The organism is Streptomyces torulosus (genome assembly GCF_001419765.1).
In the GTDB taxonomy this organism is placed as follows: domain Bacteria; phylum Actinomycetota; class Actinomycetes; order Streptomycetales; family Streptomycetaceae; genus Streptomyces; species Streptomyces torulosus.
The window spans coordinates 1-16,004 of record NZ_LIRK01000194.1 but is presented as its reverse complement, the minus strand read 5'-3'; the positions used below and the strand labels follow the sequence as shown (position 1 = coordinate 16,004).

Below are 16,004 nucleotides of genomic sequence, written 5' to 3'. Positions count from 1 at the left end.
TTGCGCACCCACCGGACCGCCGCCCGTGCGGCACGGGGGTGAGTGCCGGGTCACCCGGCCATCAGGGCCGCGACCTCCTCGCGGATGGACGGCATGGCGGTGTACAGCGAGCCGGGGCAGTCGGTGCTCGCCCAGTGACGGTGCCCGCCGATCGCGGGCGCGACCCGGCCGGCGCCGCTGACGGGGTTGCGGTAGGCCACCTTGCCCAGGGGATCGATCGAGTGGCGCTCGGCGAGTTCGGCGAGGAGCTGGACCAGCGTGGCGCGTGCGGCGGCGGACGCGGGCCTGTCGGTCAGCGTGCCCAGCAGCGCGATGCCGACGTTCCCGGAGTTGTAGCCCTGCACGTGTGCCCCGGTGACGAGCCGCCCCGCGGCGTCGTGGGCGGGTGTGCCGTCGGTGCCGGACCAGCGTCCCTCGTACACCCTGCCGTTCTCGTCGATCAGGTAGTTGTAGCCGATGTCGCCGTAGTCGTCGGCGCCGACCGCCTCCTCGCGGTAGATCGCGCGCACCCGGGCGGCCGGGTCCGGGTCGGTGCTGCCGTCGGCGGTGTGGTGGACGATGAGCGTCTGGACCGGGTGGTACTCGGGCGGCCAGAGTTCCCTGCCGTCGGTGGCGAAACGCAGTGTCTCGTCCGCGCCCCAGTCCCTGCGCGACAGCAGCGTGTACGGGGCCGCCGTGGCGGCCGCCGCCGGCGACGGACCGGTGACCGCGGCCGTGGCGGCGGCGGCGGCTCCGAGGGCCGTCAGGAACGCACGCCGGGGCAAGGGGGAGCCCGGGGATGCCCCCTGCCGTCCGCTGCGGGAGCCGGTGGAGTCCGAGTGCCTCATCTTGCGCTTCTCCCTGTCCGTCTCAAGCGTCGTGTCCTGTCTGGCCCGCCCGTTCCGCGGGTCCCACGGGTCCCACGGGTTCCGCCTGTTCCGCGCCTTCGGCGACGGGGCGCTGGAAGGCGCACTCCGGCTTGGGGGTGTAGAGCCGGGACCAGGTGCTGGGGCCGACGATGCCGTCGGGACCGCCCGTGGTCCCGTTGCAGTTCTGCACCCAGCGGACGGCGTCCTGGGTCCTCGGGCCGTAGGTCCCGTCCTCTTCCAGCCAACGGAGGTAGCCGCTGTACTGGTTGACGAGACACTGCACCTGACGCACCGCGGGGCTCACGTCGCCAGGGCGGACCGTGGGCCGGGCGGAGTCGTCGATGTGATTGCAGTGGGGCTCGGACGGCGCTGCGCTCGCCGTGGGCGCCCCGGTCAGGAGCGTTCCGGCGGCCAGTACGGCGATCGCGGCGGTACCGAGGCACTCGGAGCGGTGGGTGCGTAGGCGCATGGCTTCTCCCCCGGGTCGGGTGACCTGCCCAGGGCGGATGTTCCCCTGAGAACAGGTGACTGTCATCGGCCGGGGCGGCAAAGGCCCGCCGCCCCGGCCGGCCGAGCGGCGCGCGGCCCGGCGAGGCCGGGGCGCGCCGCTCGGCTCGGGACCAAGGCCCTAGTAGTTGTTCACGCACCAGTTGGCGAAGGTCTTGAACGCCGCCTGGGTCTGGGGCCCGGCCTGGCCGTCGATCTCGCCGGCGTAGCCCCAGCCGTTGTTCTTCAGGAAGCGCTGCAGCGCGCTCACCGTGCCGCTGCCGACGATCCCGTCGATGGACCCCCCGTAGCCGTGGTGCGCCTTGAGGTGACGCTGGAACGCCTTCCAGCTGTCGGTGCCCAACTGCCCGTCGATCGAGTCGTTGTAGTCCCACTCGGCCCTCAGCCAGCGCTGGACGCCCTTGGCCTGGTTGGTGCTCAGGCCGAGGTTGACCACCGCGAGAACCGTGGCGTCAGCGGTCACCGCCTGTCGCGGAGCCGACTCGGACGCCGCGAAGCTGGTGCTCGCACCGGCCAGAGCCCCGGCGGCAATTCCGGCGACGGCGGTGAGGCTGACAAGCGTCCGGGCCATGACATTCGGTCGCATTCGTTCCCCCTTGGGGTCGTAGGGCGGCACCCGAAGCCATTGCCGTACGGGATGCCACGGTCCCTTCCGGATTGGTTTTCGGCCGATCCGTATCGGGCTCTGTGCGCACCTTGTCAGCCTCCCCGCCGCATCGAAATAATTTTGCGCCTGAGCGCAAAAGCCCAGTTCCACGACGGGAATTGAATGCTCCGCATACACTTCACGGACGCCGATCTCGCACGCGTCCAGGTCGCGTCCCGACCTGATCCGCTCTGGGAGATCTTCTTCAGCCTCCTCCGCTTCCAAAGCCGTCGAGGCCTGTGGTCCTACGCGGACTGGCATCGGAACGCCCGCGCGGATCTGCACGAGAAAGGGCTCGCACCCGCCGTCCGCAATGTATTGCTGCCCCTTTACCCGCGTGGCGCCTATTTCCCGGATTTCCTGACACCGGGTGAATCATCCGAGGGCCTGGAGGCGGGTCTTGACGCGGTCCTGGGCATTCCCCGCCGACGCGTCCTGCGGGAACTGGCCATTCTGGACCGGGTGAGCGGTGCGCCCGCGTGGTCCCGGGGGTTGGCGGACAGCCGGGAGCGCAAGGAGTTCGTCCACACGATGCGGACCTACTACGACGTCGCCATCCACCCCCACGGCGAGCACATCCAGGCGCACGTCGACGCCGACCGCTCGGTCCGTGCCCGCGCACTGCTGGAGGGCGGCGTCCACGGTCTCCTGGCCGGGCTGGGACCGTACATGCGCTGGCAACCCCCCACGCTGTCGGTGGAGTACGCCGCCGAGGACCGTGATCTGTACTTACGGGGGCGGGGCCTCACGCTCGTGCCGTCGTACTTCTGCTGGGGTGGCCCGGTGTCGCTGGCCGATTCCGATCTTCCGCCCGTCCTCGCCTATCCGCTGCGCCACCGGGCTCCCCGCGCCGCCGACGCCGAGGCCCGGCAGTCACGGGCCCCGCTCTCCGCACTCCTCGGCGCGACCCGCGCCGTCATCCTCCAGGCGACCGTGACCGGCGCCACGACCGGTGAACTCGCCCGTGCCGCAGGGGTCTCGGCGACAGCCGCCACCCGCCACACCACCGTCCTGCGCGACGCGGGCCTCATCATCAGCCACCGCCAGGGCCAGTCCGTCCTGCACACCCTGGCTCCCGCCGGCGCCGCCCTGCTGCGGACCGGCACCGGGAGCCCTCGTACGAACCCGATCTGACCCTCCGTCCGCCACGGCCGCCACGATCGACGCGCGCGGATCGCGGTGTGCCGGGAAGCCGACATACGGGAACGTCGTCCATGCGTCCGCGCGGACGCCCGTGCGCCCGCGCATGCGACCCCGGGCTGATCCACGCCCTCTCGCCAGTGCGCCCCATCCGCTCCACACTGGCCTGGGAAAGCCGTTTCGGCGAAGGGGGACGTGTGATGCGGGACAGCCACCGGGGGGAGGCCGAACGGCTGTTGGTCCGGGCGGTCGAGGAGGAGGTCCGCAGGTCGGGTGGCCGTACCGACGGGGTCGTCCTGCTGGGGCGCGCACGGGCCGCCCTGGACACGATGGCGCAGAACGCGGCGGAGGAGTACGAGGCGTACACCCGCGCACTGGACGAGTCGGAGGCGGGCCGGCCGACCTTCGGCCAGCGCTACGCGCGGGAGGGCTCCGGAACTCCCCTGCTGGTGGCGGCCGTCGCCGCCGGCACCGCCGTGGTGACGGACCTGGCGTTCGGCGTCGACGCGGGCACCGCCGTGAGCACCGGTCTGATCGTCGGCGTCGCGAGCGCCGTCGCGACGGTGCTGAAGGTGACCGCCTCGCATCTGCCGGCCGCGCACCATCACGCGGGCGCCCTGGGCCAGCCCGGCGGCCCGGAGCAGCTGCGGTTGCAGTGGCTGACGGCGCTGGAGGTGCGCGGGATACGCCCGTTCCTGGACCAGCAGCGCGTCCTGACCGCCTCCACCGCGAAGAAGAAGGCACCCCGGCTGCGGGGCGCCGACAAGAGCGCGGCGGCCCGCCGACGCAATGTGCTGGAGCAGTCGTTCGCCCAGCTCCCCGAGACGGACGACCGGTTCGCGGGCCGGCGGGCGGAGATGGCGAAGATCCGCCAGTGGGTGCAGGCGGCCCGCGCCGAGACCGAGACCCGCCCGACGGTGGTCGTCCTGCACGGCGTGCCCGGCTCCGGCCGTACCACGCTCGCCGTCCACGCCTCCCACGATCTGCGGGACCACTTCCGGGGTGCCTGCGTCGTCGATCTGCGCGCCGACAGCCCCGAGGAGACCCCGCTGTCGACGCGGGACGCGCTGATGCATCTGCTGAACCGGCTCGGCGCGCCCCGCGAGCAGTTGCTGTTCCGTGAGCGCACCTCGCAGGACCAACAGGTCAAGCGGCTGAGCGAGCTGTACCACCAGCATCTGACGGCGCTGCCGGTCACGATCGTCCTGGACGACGCCTCCGACCCCGAGCAAGTGCGCACCCTCGTCCCCGAACGCTCCGACAGCCTCGTCCTCGTCACCGCCCGCGCCCCGCTGGCGCTGCCCGCCGACCTCCCCGCCTGGGTGCACCAGCTGCCCGTCGAGGCGCTGGACGGCGACGGCACGCGGGAACTGCTGGGCGCGGCGGCCCAGGACGCCTCCGCCCTGTCGGCCGGGGCGCACGAGGGCTCGGCCCTGACGGGCTCCGCGCCCGCGCACGACGTCGAATCCCTGTCCCGTATCCGGCAGTTGTGCGGCGGTCTGCCACTCGCGCTGCGCGTCGCCGGTTCGTCCCTCGGCCCGCGCACACCGCGCCGGCTCGCCACGGACCTGGGCGCGTACGGTCCGGTCGAGCCGATCGAGCGCGCCCTGTGGCTGCGGTACACCGACCAGTCGGAGCCGTCCCGCCGACTGCTGCGCAGGCTGGCGCTGGCCGGCCGGGCCTCACTGGGCGCGGCGGCGGCCGCGTCGCTGCTCGCCACGGACGAGACGGAGGCGACCCGCCATCTCACCGCGCTGGCCCGCGCCGGGCTGATCGACCATGTGCACGGCAACCGGTACCGGCTGCACGACCTGGTGCGCGCGTTCGCGCAGGCCAGGCTGGTGGACGAGGAGGAGCCGAGCGAGCGCACGGCCGCGCAGGAGCGGCTGATCGTCACCTACGCGGACCTCGCCGACTCGGTGCTCCGCCTCGTCGACGGCAACATGTCGACCCGCTCGGACCGCTTCGGCTCGCACGGCTTCGTGTCGCTGGACGAGGCGCTGCGCTGGCTGGACGACGAGACGAGCTTCATCACCTCCACGCTGCGGCACGCGGAGGGCGTGAACCAGGCGGCCGTCCTGAGCCTGCTGGGCGCGCTGTGCGACTACTGCCTGCTGCGCGGCGACCTCTACCGCCTCGGTGAGCTGAGCGAGCTGGCCCAGTCGGTGGACCAGGGGCTGCTGACCCGCTCGGTGCAGTGGCGCACGGGTATCGCGGCCCGCCAGCTGGGCGAGCTGGACAAGGCCCGTACGACACTGGCGTCGGTGGTCGACCTGTACATGGAGACCAACCACGACGCGGGCGCCGCCCGGGCCCTGTGCTCCCTCGGCATCACCCTGCACCACCAGGGCAATCTGACCGAGGCGGCGGCCAAGCTGCACGAGGCCCTGGACATGCAGGCGGTCCCCCAGCTGGCGGCCGACCGCGCCTGGACGATGCACGCGCTGGCGGCGGTGGAACGCGACCGCTCCCGGCTCGCCGACTCGCTGGACCTGCTGACCCGCGCCCTCGTCGTCCACCGTCAGCAGGAGTCCCTGCACGGTGAGGGCTGGGCGCACTTCCAGCTCGGCCAGCTGCTGCTGCGCATGGGCGACGTCCCGCGCGCGGAGGGCGAGCTGCGCACCGCCCTCGACCTGTTCGGCCGTACCCGTGACCCGCGGGGCCAGGCCTGGAGCATGACGCAGCTCGCCCGGGCCCGTCTCATCGCCGGTGACCCCTCCGCCGCCGTCGACGGCCTCCGTCAGGCGCTCACCCACCATCGCGACAACGAGGACGCCCGCGGCGAGGCGTGGACCGGCTACTACCTGGGCCAGTCACTGGAGGAGACCGGCAACCTCGACCAGGCGGTCAGGGAGCTGGAGCGGTCACGGACGATGTTCTCGCGGATGCGTGACGTGTACGGCCTGGCCTGCGCCCGGCACCACTCGGCACGCGTCACCCGGGACCAGCGGGCCGTGCAGACGGGGTCGCTGCGCAACTCGGGCTTCGCCCGTCAGCTGCTGGTCGACGCCCGCGCCGACTTCCAGCGCATCGGCGTCGCCCACGGCGAGGCGTGGACCTGTCTGGAACTGGCGGTCGTGGACGCCGGCAACGCCCGCATCCCGCAGGCGCTCGCCCTGTGCGACGAGGCCACGCGCCTCTTCGCCTCCTACGGCGACCGCCGCGGCGAGGACTGGGCGCGCTTCCTGCGCTGCACGATGCTGCCGTACGGCGCACCGGGCGGCGTCGAGATCGGCACGGCCGTGGCCCAGGAGGAACTTGCCCAGCTGTCCCGCACGCCCCATCCGCTGCGTGACGAGAAGCTCACCGAGTACATCGAGGCGTACGAGCTCCTCCTCGAACGCGGTGTGAACCTGGAGGCCGGCTGGCGCGCCTGGACCTTGGGCATGGTCCCGAACCGGCACGCCCGCGAGGTGATGGGGGTGGCGGTGACGGCGGGCCAGTAGGCAGCACAGCATGACTCCATGACCCGGTGCCGGTTCCGATGTCGGTGTCGCTGTCTGCCGATGTCGGTGCGGTCGCGGTGTCACGGAATCATGCCGTCGGACCGGCGCGGGAGGCTCAGCCCGTCACGAGGGGGCTCAGCCCTTCGCCGGGGACGTGCCGGTCGTGCCGGCCCCCTTGCCGGCGGCGGCCGGGTCGGGGGTCTCCTCGAAGTCGACCTTGCCCATGTGCTTGTTCATGGACTTCATCAGGCCCCAGACGGCCAGGGCCATCACCGCGAAGACGATGAAGCCGAGGACACCGGGGGTGACCTTGTCCTTGTCCAGCTCCTTGGCGAGGGGGAGGACGTGCGTGGTGACTGCCAGGCTGAAGCTCATGTCTGGCATTGTCCCCCAGGGCTAGCGGATGCCCGCAAAGAGGTCGTCCTCCGGGAGCGAGGTGTCCACGAGGGACTTCGCGAGCTCGTACTCCTCGGTGGGCCAGACCTCCTTCTGGATCTCCATCGGGACGCGGAACCAGCCGCCGTCGGGGTCGATCTGCGTGGCGTGGGCGATGAGGGCCTTGTCACGGATCTCGAAGAACTCGGCGCACGGGATGTGCGTGGTCAGGGTGCGGTTCCTGTGGTCCGACTCGTCCCACCGCTTGAGCCAGTCCCCGTACGGGGACTCCAGGCCGCGGGCCAGCAGGGCGTTGTGCAGGGCCTCGGTGCGGGGACGGTTGAAGCCCTGGTTGTAGTACAGCTTCTGCGGCTGGTACGCCGGGCCGTACGCGTCCTCCGGGTACTTCTCGGTGTCCGCCGCGCCCTCGAAGGCCACCATCGAGATCTTGTGGGTCATGATGTGGTCCGGGTGCGGGTAGCCGCCGTTCTCGTCGTAGGTGGTGATCACCTGGGGACGGAACGCCCGGATCTTTCTGACCAGCTCACCGGCCGCCTTGTCGACGTCCTCCAGGGCGAAGCAGCCCTCGGGAAGGGGAGGCAGGGGGTCGCCCTCGGGGAGACCGGAGTCGACGAAACCGAGCCACTCCTGCTCGACGCCGAGGATCTCGCGGGCCTCGTCCATCTCCTTCTTGCGTACCTCGTGAATGTGCTCCTCGATGTACTTGTCGCCCTGGAGCTTCGGATTGAGGATGGAGCCGCGCTCCCCGCCCGTGCAGGTCACGACCAGCACGTCCACCCCCTCGGACACATACTTCGCCATGGTGGCCGCACCCTTGCTCGACTCGTCGTCGGGGTGTGCGTGCACGGCCATCAGTCGCAGCTGGTCAGTCAAGACTCATTCCCTCGTAAGTCGGCGCCCGGCCCGTACTTCGGTGACTCGGCCCGGCGCGATCCGGTGAGTCCATACTGCCGTCCCGCGCGGACGCCCCCGTCGGGGCGGCCGTCAGGCGCTGGGCGGGAGGCTTCTATAGTGACCGAATCGGGGGGCGGGATATTCCCGGTCCGGACCTTGGACCCCCCGTGGGGACCGTGTTCCGGCCCACTCCGAGAGGACGATCATGAGTACGGCGAGCACTCAGCTGCCCGAGGGCCGCTACGGCCGCTCCGCGGACGAGCGCGCCGACCGCAAGCTCAAGGTCATCGGCGCCGTCCTGGGCGCCGCCCTGCTCGTCCTCATCGGCTGGTTCGCGTACCACTATGTCGCCGGCAACAGGATCAGCGTCGAGATCTACACGTTCGAGACGTCCGCGAAGTCGGTGAAGGTGCACCTCACGGGCGACAAGGACGCCGGTGTCGAGGGTTACTGCACGGTCCGCTCCCAGGCGGAGAACGGTGCCGAGGTCGGCCGCGCCGACTTCCGCTTCGACGCCGCCACCACCGACATCGACGAGGTCGTCACCCTCCAGACGACCTCCCGCGGCACCACGGCGGAACTCCTCGGCTGCCACGTCGGCTGATCCGGTCGACCCCCCAGCGTGTGACGCCCGAAACAACGCGCTGACCTGCGGTGACGTAATGCTTGTGGTTTATGTCCTCCCCCTTGGGCCACTGAATTGTTAGGCTCGTGGTTTCGCCCACTCATGAAGGAACATTCTTCTGGGTAGGGCGATGCTTTGTATTCCCAGTACCTACGAGGAGCACCTGTGACCCAGACCAGCGAGAACGTCACCTGGCTGACCCAGGAGGCGTACAACCAGCTCAAGGCCGAGCTGGAGTACCTGTCTGGTCCTGCGCGCACGGAGATCGCCGCCAAGATCGCGGCCGCGCGCGAGGAGGGCGACCTGCGCGAGAACGGCGGGTACCACGCGGCCAAGGAAGAGCAGGGCAAGCAGGAGCTCCGTGTGCGCCAGCTGACCCAGCTCCTGGAGAACGCCAAGGTCGGCGAGGCACCCGCGTCGGCGGACGGCGCGGTGGCGCCCGGCATGGTCGTGACGATCGCCTTCGACGGCGACGAGGACGACACTCTGGCGTTCCTGCTCGCCTCCCGCGAGTACGCCAGCTCGGACATCGAGACCTACTCGCCGCAGTCCCCGCTCGGCTCCGGCGTGATCGGTAAGAAGGTCGGCGAGGACGCCCAGTACGAGCTGCCGAACGGCAAGCTCGCCTCCGTGCGGATCCTCAAGGCCGAGCCCTACCAGAGCTGAGCGGCACCGGAGCCGGCCCGCGCGACCGCGCCGCCGCCTCCGGTCACCCCGGCCCCCGGTTTTTGCCCACGAGCCCCCGGCGCCCTCCGGCGCCGGGGGCCTCGTCATGCCCTCCGGGGGGCTGCTCAGGGCCGCCGGTGCCTCTCCCCCGGTTGTTAACCTGGGCCGATGAATGAGGCGTTGGACGAGGGGCCCTTCTACCACGGTACGAAGGCCGAGCTGAACGTCGGAGATCACCTCACCGCCGGTTTCCGTTCCAACTACCGGCCCGAGATCGTGATGAACCACATCTACTTCACCGCACTGCGCGACGGGGCGGGGCTCGCCGCCGAACTCGCGGCCGGCGAGGGAGCCCCGCGGGTGTATGTCGTCGAACCCACCGGGCACTTCGAGAACGATCCGAACGTCACCGACAAGAAGTTCCCCGGCAATCCCACCCGCTCCTATCGCAGCAGGGAGCCGCTGCGGATCGTCGGCGAGGTCACCGACTGGACGCGGCTGACCCCCGAAGCTCTCCAGATGTGGCGGGACCGGCTCGCCGCGATCCGCCTGGACGACCGCGCCGAGATCATCAACTAGCCCCCCACCCCGGCCGGCTCACCCCGGCCGGCCCACCATGATCAGCCGGCGGCTCGGCGGTACTTGCGGACCGCGAGTGTGCGGAAGATCGCGATGATCACGACCGAGTAGATGATCGAGGCCCAGACGGGGTGGGCCATCGGCCATGCGTCGGACGGGGAGACGCCCGGGTCGCCGAACAGCGTGCGGCAGGCCTGGACGGTGGCGCTGAACGGGTTCCACTCGGCGATCGGCTGCAACCAGGACGCCATCTGGGAGGAGTCCACGAACGCGTTGGAGATGAAGGTCACCGGGAAGAGCCAGATCAGGCCACCCGATGTGGCCGCCTCGGGGGTGCGGACGCTCAGGCCGATCAGGGCGCCGATCCAGGTGAAGGCGTAGCCGAGGAGCAGCAGCAGGCCGAAGCCTGCCATGATCTTGCCGAAGTTGGTGGGCTCCGCGAAGCCGGGGCGCCAGCCCACCACGAGCGCGACGGCCGCCAGAACGAGCAGGGTCAGCGCCGTCTGCACGAGGTCGGCCATGGTGCGACCGGTGAGGACCGCGCCGCGCGCCATGGGCAGGGAACGGAAACGGTCGATCAGACCCTTGTGCATGTCATCGGCGATGCCGGCGCCCGCGCCCGCGGTGGCGAAGGTGACCGTCTGCGCGAAGATGCCGGCCATCAGGAAGTTCTTGTAGACGTCCGGGTCGGTGGAGCCGCCGATGTTCATCGAGCCGCCGAAGACATACGTGAAGAGCACCACGAACATGATCGGCTGGATCAGCCCGAAGATGACCATCTCCGGAATCCGGCTCATCCGGATCAGATTTCTGCGGGCGATGACCAGGGAATCGCTCATGGTGCTCACTTCGCGCTCTCCTTTCTGCGACCGCGCCCCTTGGCGTCGGCCGCCTCGCCGTTCGTCTCGGCCTCGTCCTTCACCTCGGCGGTGTGGCCGGTCAGGGAGAGGAACACGTCGTCCAGGGTGGGGCGGCGCAGTCCGATGTCGTCGATCTCGATACCGCGGGTGTCCAGCTCACGGATGACCTCGGCGAGCAGCTTGGCGCCGCCGGTGACGGGCACGGTGAGTTGACGGGTGTGCTGCTCGACCGTCGTCTCGCCCTTGCCGAAGCCGTTCAGCACCTCGACCGCGGTCGGGATGTGCTCGCGGTCGTGCACGACGACCTCGACGCGCTCGCCGCCGGTGCGGGCCTTGAGCTGGTCGGAGGTGCCGCGGGCGATGACCCGGCCGTGGTCGACGACGGCGATGTCGTGCGCGAGGTGGTCGGCCTCCTCCAGATACTGGGTGGTGAGCAGCAGGGTCGTGCCGCCGGAGACCAACTGCTTGATCACGTCCCACAGTTGCTGCCGATTGCGGGGGTCGAGGCCGGTGGTCGGCTCGTCCATGAACATCACCGGCGGTGAGACGACGAGCGCGGCCGCCAGGTCGAGACGGCGGCGCATGCCGCCGGAGTAGGTCTTGGCGGTGCGGTCGGCGGCGTCGGCGAGGTTGAACTGCTCGAGCAGCTCGCTCGCGCGGGCCTTCGCGGCCTTGGCCCGCATCTGGTAGAGCTGGCCGACCATCTGCAGGTTCTCACGGCCCGTCAGATACTCGTCGACCGCGGCGAACTGGCCGGAGAGGCCGACGGAGCGGCGGACGGCGTCGGGGTGTTTGAGGACGTCGATGCCCGCGACCGTCGCGGTGCCCCGGTCGGGGCGCAGCAGGGTGGTGAGGCAGCGGACGGTGGTGGTCTTGCCCGCGCCGTTCGGCCCGAGCAGGCCCAGGACGGTGCCCTCGGGTACATCGAGGTCGACACCGTCCAGAGCCCTGACGTCACCGAAGGTCTTGACCAGACCCTCGGCATGGATGGCGCCTGGCATGTGATTTCTCCACGTCGTCGGGGTTCCTTCGCAAAGCCTAGGTTTGTGCGTTTCGTTCCGCGCCGGGGTGGACGCGACTTTCGCCGCGCCAGCGGCGTGACACACACCATAACGCGATGTATCGCGTCTCTCAATGGACTTCCCCGAACGAGTGACACAGGGGCGCTTGACCTCGGGCTTCGCCGAACGGGGCGTCAGTCGATGACCGTGTAGCCCGCCTCGCGCAGGGCGTTCCCGACCTCGACGCAGTGGGCGGGGCCCCTCGTCTCCAGATGCAGTTCGACCTCCACCTCCGTGAGGCCGAGCCGGGGGTCGGTCCGGACGTGGCTGACGTCGAGGACGTTGGCGTCCGCCGCCGACAGCACCCCGAGGAGGGTGGCGAGGGCGCCGGGGCGGTCGGTCAGCCGGAGGCGGACCTGGAGGTAGCGGCCACCGGCCGCCATGCCGTGGCGCAGGATGCGCTGCATCAGCAGCGGGTCGACGTTGCCGCCGGAGAGCACCGCGACGACCGGCCCCTCGAAGGACCCCGGTTCGCGCAGCAGGGCCGCGACGGGGCTGGCGCCGGCCGGTTCCACGACCAGCTTGGCCCGCTCCAGGCAGAGCAGCAGGGCGCTGGACAGGTTGTACTCGGAGACGGTGCGCACCTCGTCGACCAGGTCGGCGACGATCCCGAACGGCACGTCGCCGGGCCGGCCGACCCTGATGCCGTCGGCCATCGTCGCCGGGTTCGTGACGGCCAAGGGCCTGCCGGCCGCGAGCGAGGGCGGGTACGCCGCGGCGCCCTCCGCCTGCACACCGATGATCCGCACGTCGGGCCGTACCGACTTCACCGCGACGGCGATGCCCGCGGCGAGCCCGCCGCCGCCGATGCCGACGACGATCGTGCGCACCTCGGGGCACTGGTCCAGGATCTCCAGGCCCACCGTTCCCTGGCCCGCGATGATGTCGGGGTGGTCGAAGGGGTGGATGAACACCGCGCCCGTCCCGGCCGCGTACTCCTGTGCGGCGGCCAGCGTCTCGTCGACCACCGTGCCGTGCAGGCGCACCTCGGCGCCGTACTCCTCGGTCGCGCTGATCTTCGGCAGGGGCGCGCCCTTCGGCATGAAGACCGTGGAGCGCACACCGAGCAGGGAGGAGGCGAGGGCGACGCCCTGGGCATGGTTGCCCGCGCTCGCGGCGACCACTCCGGCGGCGCGCTGCTCCGGCAGCAGGCCCGCGATGCGCACGTACGCGCCGCGCAGCTTGAACGAACCCGTCCGCTGGAGGTTCTCGCACTTGAAGTGCACCGGAGCGCCGACGAGCTGCGAAAGATACCTGCTGCCCTCCATCGCGGTGACACGTGAAATGCCCGTCAGCATCTTCTGGGCGCCTCGCACGTCGTCGAGCGTCACCCCCGGCAAGGAGTCAGCCGTGCTGTAGCTCATGACACCAGTCTCGCAGTTCACAGGGTCGGGACGCGGGTGTGACCAAGGCGCGGGACGGGTTTCAGCGGCGCCGGTACACCCCGCGCCCGGTCCGCGTACTCTGTCCCCCACCACCAGCGCCCCACGCATGAATTGAGCCTTTGGCCATGCCCACAACACCTGAAATGTCGATGGACATGACGACCGTCGGTGACACCGGTCTTCTCGACACGTTGCAGCACGAGGTCGCGGTCTTCGCGCGCCGTGCCGAACAGACCCGGCTCGGCGGTGTCGGGCAGGTGCGCAACTCCATGGACCGCGCCGCGTACCTGCTGCTCAACCGCCTCGACAAGGAGGGGCCGATGGGCGTCAAGGCGCTCGCGGCGAGCATGGGGATCGACTCGTCGACGGTCACGCGGCAGGTGGCGCCGCTCGTGGACACCGGTCTCGTCAAGCGCACCTCGCACCCGGAGGACGGCCGCGCGGTGGTCCTCCAACTCTCCCCGCGCGGACTCTCCCGACTCGAGGAGGTGCGTTCCTCCCGGCGCCAGTTGATGGCCGAGCTGACCCAGGACTGGGCGCCCGGGGAGCGCGAGGCGTTCTGCTCCCTCCTCACCCGGTTCAACACCGCGCTCTCGGCCCGCATGGCCTCCGCCCCCGAGGCGCCGTCGCCCTCCTGAGCACCGGGCCGCACCCGGTCGCGGGTACGCGCGCGTGCCGTGCGTCCGTCCTTGGTGCCGCCCGACTGTGTGCCGCCCGAGTCTTGACCGGGCGCCCGCTCCTGGCCTCATATGAGATCGGGCCCCGTCGTGCGTGGCCGGGCCCGCCTGCTCAGGTCGGCCTCAGGGGGGAGGCGCGGTGCGCGAACGGAATGTGGCCCAAGCCTCCCGCAGGGACAGGGAGTTCGAGGCGTTCGTCGCGGGTGCGGCGGGGCGGCTGCTGCAGACCGCCACCCTGCTCACGGCGGAGCCGCCGGACGACAACCCGCGCGCGCGGCGGCTGCTCACACATGCCCTCGCCCACACGTACGCCGTCTGGGACGGTCTGCGCGGCGAGGACCCCTATGACCGGACCCGCCGTGAGCTGGCCCTCCGCTTCGAGCGTGGGGTCTGGCACCACCACGGTTTCTTCCGTCCCCCGCCCGGTGGTGTGCTGAGGGCGCTCGGTCCGCAGGAGCGGCTGGTCCTCGTTCTCAGGCTGTACGAGGGGGTCGCGGAGGAGCAGACGGCGGCGCTGCTCGGGATGCCCGCCGAACGTGTCCGGGCGATCTGCCTGCGGGCGATGGCGACGGTCCTGCATCCGCGGCGCGAGAAGTCCGTCCCCCCGGTGGTGGAGGTGGCATCGTCATGAACCTGCGGGAGCGGGAGGCAGCCGTACGCCACATCCTGGACCGTCGGCCGCCGCCGGTGCCGCCCGAGCTGTGCGCGGACGCGGTGCGGCGGGGCGGCCGCATGCTGCGGCGCAGGACAACGGCCCGGCACGTGATGTGGCTGGTGCTGCTGGCCGCCGTGGTCGCGTTCGCCGTGTGGGCGTCGATGACCCACCCCTGGGTGGAGCCGCCGTCCACGACGACCCCACCCGTGACCGGCTGGTGAGCGCGGCCCGCGGAAACTAGCCGAGCGCCTGCTGGAGGTCTTCGAGGAGGTCGTCGACGTTCTCGATGCCCACGGAGAGGCGGACGAGGTCGGCGGGGACCTCCAGGGCCGAGCCCGCGGCCGAGGCGTGCGTCATGCGGCCGGGGTGCTCGATCAGGGACTCGACGCCGCCGAGGGACTCGCCGAGGGTGAACACCTTGGCGCGGTCGCAGACCGCGACGGCCGCCTCCTCGCCGCCTCCCACCTGGAAGGACACCATGCCGCCGAACGCCTTCATCTGCTTGGCGGCGACCTCGTGGCCCGGGTGCTCCGGGAGGCCCGGGTAGAGGACGCGGGACACGCGCGGGTGCCGGGTCAGCATGTCGGCGATCTTCGTGGCGTTCTCGCTGTGGCGGTCCATGCGGACGGCGAGCGTCTTGGTGCCGCGCAGCACGAGCCAGGAGTCGAACGGCCCGGCGACCGCGCCCATCGCGTTCTGGTGGTACGCCAGTTCGTCCCCGAGGGACTGGTCGCTCACGATCAGGGCGCCGCCGACGACGTCGGAGTGGCCGCCCATGTACTTGGTGAGCGAGTGCACGACGACGTCCGCGCCGAGCGCCAGGGGCTGCTGGAGGTAGGGGGTCGCGAAGGTGTTGTCGACGACGAGCTTCGCACCGGCCTCGCGGGCGATCTGCGCGACGGCCGGGATGTCGGTGATGCCGAGCAGCGGGTTGGAGGGCGTCTCCACCCAGACCGCCTTGGTCTTCGGGGTGATGGCGGCCCGTACGGCCGACGGGTCGCTGGTGTCGGCCACCGACCAGTCCACGCCCCACCGGGAGACGACCTTCGCGAAGAGGCGGAACGTGCCGCCGTACGCGTCGTTGGGGATGACCACGTGGTCGCCGGGGCTGAGGAGCGTACGCAGCAGGCAGTCCTCGGCGGCCAGTCCGGACGCGAAGGCGAGGCCGCGGCTGCCGCCCTCCAGAGCGGCGAGGTTCTCCTCCAGCGCGGTGCGGGTGGGGTTGGCGCTGCGGCTGTACTCGTAGCCGCCGCGCAGGCCGCCTACGCCGTCCTGCTTGTAGGTCGAGACCTGGTAGATCGGCGGGACGACCGCGCCGGTGAGGGGATCCGCGGTGTTGCCGGCATGGATCGCGAGGGTCTCGAAGTGCGTGTAGCTGTCGCTCATGACCCCGAGGGTATGTCTTCCGACGGGCAAGGGGCGCGCCACGCCTCCGGCGGGCGCCCCGCGACTGGGGCGGGCGCACCCCGGCTCGGCCGGGCCCCCGCAGCTCGGGCCGATACCCTGCGGCTCGGGCCGACACCCCGCGACTCGGGCGGACGCCCGGCGGCTCCGGCCAGCACCCCTCGGCTCCGGCCAGCACCCTGCGGCTCGGGCGGGCACCCCTCGGCTCGGGCGGG

At 71.3% G+C, this 16,004-nt stretch carries 17 protein-coding genes; 8 read left to right on the top strand and 9 right to left on the bottom strand.

All coding sequences use genetic code 11. The features are described 5' to 3' along the window. Window positions 1-50: 50 nt before the first annotated feature. From AOK23_RS14420 to AOK23_RS14410, 3 genes are all read right to left on the bottom strand, one after another. Window positions 51-827: a peptidoglycan recognition protein family protein gene (locus AOK23_RS14420; protein WP_055713114.1), complete on the bottom strand. Its 777-nt coding sequence runs from the start codon at window positions 825-827 to the stop codon at window positions 51-53. A 22-nt stretch (window positions 828-849) separates the two neighbouring features. Next, a complete protein-coding gene (locus tag AOK23_RS14415; protein WP_055713113.1) occupies window positions 850-1,317 on the bottom strand; it encodes a peptidoglycan-binding domain-containing protein in 468 nt (155 codons plus the stop codon). Window positions 1,318-1,476: 159 nt separating this feature from the next. After that, on the bottom strand, window positions 1,477-1,941 hold the full coding sequence (locus AOK23_RS14410) for a peptidoglycan-binding domain-containing protein (RefSeq protein WP_055713112.1): 465 nt from the start codon (window positions 1,939-1,941) through the stop codon (window positions 1,477-1,479). 183 nt (window positions 1,942-2,124) lie between these two features. On the opposite strand from AOK23_RS14410, the gene AOK23_RS14405 reads away from it, so the two are divergent. Together AOK23_RS14405 and AOK23_RS14400 are read left to right on the top strand one after the other, a co-directional pair. Next, entirely contained in the window at window positions 2,125-3,135 is a 1,011-nt protein-coding gene (locus tag AOK23_RS14405; protein WP_055713111.1) for an ArsR/SmtB family transcription factor, read from the top strand. 206 nt (window positions 3,136-3,341) lie between these two features. Beyond that, entirely contained in the window at window positions 3,342-6,587 is a 3,246-nt protein-coding gene (locus tag AOK23_RS14400; RefSeq protein ID WP_055713110.1) for a tetratricopeptide repeat protein, read from the top strand. A gap of 135 nt (window positions 6,588-6,722) precedes the next feature. Here the strand turns inward: AOK23_RS14400 and AOK23_RS14395 are convergent, their stop codons facing one another. Next, window positions 6,723-6,962, bottom strand: a complete 240-nt coding sequence (locus AOK23_RS14395; protein ID WP_055713109.1) for a hypothetical protein — start codon at window positions 6,960-6,962, stop codon at window positions 6,723-6,725. A 21-nt stretch (window positions 6,963-6,983) separates the two neighbouring features. After that, window positions 6,984-7,835: a mycothiol conjugate amidase Mca gene (mca, locus tag AOK23_RS14390; protein WP_055713108.1), complete on the bottom strand. Its 852-nt coding sequence runs from the start codon at window positions 7,833-7,835 to the stop codon at window positions 6,984-6,986. Window positions 7,836-8,082: 247 nt separating this feature from the next. Here mca and AOK23_RS14385 point away from each other — a divergent pair, with 247 nt between their 5' ends. The 3 genes from AOK23_RS14385 (at window position 8,083) to arr (ending at window position 9,747) form a co-directional block, all read left to right on the top strand. Continuing rightward, window positions 8,083-8,481, top strand: coding sequence for a DUF4307 domain-containing protein (locus AOK23_RS14385; protein WP_055713107.1), 399 nt, complete (start codon window positions 8,083-8,085; stop codon window positions 8,479-8,481). Between the two features lie 186 nt (window positions 8,482-8,667). Further along, the gene (gene greA, locus AOK23_RS14380; protein WP_055713106.1) at window positions 8,668-9,168 is read left to right on the top strand and encodes a transcription elongation factor GreA; all 501 of its coding nucleotides are present in this window, start codon (window positions 8,668-8,670) and stop codon (window positions 9,166-9,168) included. A 168-nt stretch (window positions 9,169-9,336) separates the two neighbouring features. Further along, window positions 9,337-9,747: an NAD(+)--rifampin ADP-ribosyltransferase gene (gene arr, locus AOK23_RS14375; RefSeq protein WP_055713105.1), complete on the top strand. Its 411-nt coding sequence runs from the start codon at window positions 9,337-9,339 to the stop codon at window positions 9,745-9,747. A gap of 41 nt (window positions 9,748-9,788) precedes the next feature. Here the strand turns inward: arr and AOK23_RS14370 are convergent, their stop codons facing one another. The 3 genes from AOK23_RS14370 to ilvA form a co-directional block, all read right to left on the bottom strand. Next, complete coding sequence (locus tag AOK23_RS14370) at window positions 9,789-10,586, bottom strand: ABC transporter permease (protein WP_055713126.1); 798 nt, start codon at window positions 10,584-10,586, stop codon at window positions 9,789-9,791. 5 nt (window positions 10,587-10,591) lie between these two features. Further along, window positions 10,592-11,608: an ATP-binding cassette domain-containing protein gene (locus AOK23_RS14365; RefSeq protein ID WP_055713104.1), complete on the bottom strand. Its 1,017-nt coding sequence runs from the start codon at window positions 11,606-11,608 to the stop codon at window positions 10,592-10,594. A 194-nt stretch (window positions 11,609-11,802) separates the two neighbouring features. After that, window positions 11,803-13,032, bottom strand: coding sequence for a threonine ammonia-lyase (gene ilvA, locus AOK23_RS14360; RefSeq protein WP_055713103.1), 1,230 nt, complete (start codon window positions 13,030-13,032; stop codon window positions 11,803-11,805). 164 nt (window positions 13,033-13,196) lie between these two features. Here ilvA and AOK23_RS14355 point away from each other — a divergent pair, with 164 nt between their 5' ends. The 3 genes from AOK23_RS14355 to AOK23_RS14345 all read left to right on the top strand — a co-directional run bounded on the left by AOK23_RS14355 (window position 13,197) and on the right by AOK23_RS14345 (window position 14,606). After that, on the top strand, window positions 13,197-13,691 hold the full coding sequence (locus AOK23_RS14355; protein WP_180303777.1) for a MarR family winged helix-turn-helix transcriptional regulator: 495 nt from the start codon (window positions 13,197-13,199) through the stop codon (window positions 13,689-13,691). A gap of 178 nt (window positions 13,692-13,869) precedes the next feature. Continuing rightward, window positions 13,870-14,361, top strand: coding sequence for a sigma factor-like helix-turn-helix DNA-binding protein (locus AOK23_RS14350; protein WP_055713102.1), 492 nt, complete (start codon window positions 13,870-13,872; stop codon window positions 14,359-14,361). Next, a complete protein-coding gene (locus AOK23_RS14345) occupies window positions 14,358-14,606 on the top strand; it encodes a hypothetical protein (protein WP_055713101.1) in 249 nt (82 codons plus the stop codon). The genes AOK23_RS14350 and AOK23_RS14345 overlap by 4 nt, the downstream gene beginning before the upstream one ends. A gap of 16 nt (window positions 14,607-14,622) precedes the next feature. Here the strand turns inward: AOK23_RS14345 and AOK23_RS14340 are convergent, their stop codons facing one another. After that, window positions 14,623-15,771, bottom strand: a complete 1,149-nt coding sequence (locus AOK23_RS14340) for a cystathionine gamma-synthase (protein ID WP_055713100.1) — start codon at window positions 15,769-15,771, stop codon at window positions 14,623-14,625. Window positions 15,772-16,004: the final 233 nt, after the last annotated feature.

Bases quoted from the DNA above. Each gene is read 5' to 3' on its own strand.
- AOK23_RS14420 (WP_055713114.1), bottom strand. From the start codon at position 827: ATGAGGCACTCGGACTCCACCGGCTCCCGCAGCGGACGGCAGGGGGCA.
- AOK23_RS14415 (WP_055713113.1), bottom strand. From the start codon at position 1,317: ATGCGCCTACGCACCCACCGCTCCGAGTGCCTCGGTACCGCCGCGATC.
- AOK23_RS14410 (WP_055713112.1), bottom strand. From the start codon at position 1,941: ATGCGACCGAATGTCATGGCCCGGACGCTTGTCAGCCTCACCGCCGTC.
- AOK23_RS14405 (WP_055713111.1), top strand. From the start codon at position 2,125: ATGCTCCGCATACACTTCACGGACGCCGATCTCGCACGCGTCCAGGTC.
- AOK23_RS14400 (WP_055713110.1), top strand. From the start codon at position 3,342: ATGCGGGACAGCCACCGGGGGGAGGCCGAACGGCTGTTGGTCCGGGCG.
- AOK23_RS14395 (WP_055713109.1), bottom strand. From the start codon at position 6,962: ATGAGCTTCAGCCTGGCAGTCACCACGCACGTCCTCCCCCTCGCCAAG.
- mca (WP_055713108.1), bottom strand. From the start codon at position 7,835: ATGGCCGTGCACGCACACCCCGACGACGAGTCGAGCAAGGGTGCGGCC.
- AOK23_RS14385 (WP_055713107.1), top strand. From the start codon at position 8,083: ATGAGTACGGCGAGCACTCAGCTGCCCGAGGGCCGCTACGGCCGCTCC.
- arr (WP_055713105.1), top strand. From the start codon at position 9,337: ATGAATGAGGCGTTGGACGAGGGGCCCTTCTACCACGGTACGAAGGCC.
- AOK23_RS14370 (WP_055713126.1), bottom strand. From the start codon at position 10,586: ATGAGCGATTCCCTGGTCATCGCCCGCAGAAATCTGATCCGGATGAGC.
- AOK23_RS14365 (WP_055713104.1), bottom strand. From the start codon at position 11,608: ATGCCAGGCGCCATCCATGCCGAGGGTCTGGTCAAGACCTTCGGTGAC.
- ilvA (WP_055713103.1), bottom strand. From the start codon at position 13,032: ATGAGCTACAGCACGGCTGACTCCTTGCCGGGGGTGACGCTCGACGAC.
- AOK23_RS14355 (WP_180303777.1), top strand. From the start codon at position 13,197: ATGTCGATGGACATGACGACCGTCGGTGACACCGGTCTTCTCGACACG.
- AOK23_RS14345 (WP_055713101.1), top strand. From the start codon at position 14,358: ATGAACCTGCGGGAGCGGGAGGCAGCCGTACGCCACATCCTGGACCGT.
- AOK23_RS14340 (WP_055713100.1), bottom strand. From the start codon at position 15,771: ATGAGCGACAGCTACACGCACTTCGAGACCCTCGCGATCCATGCCGGC.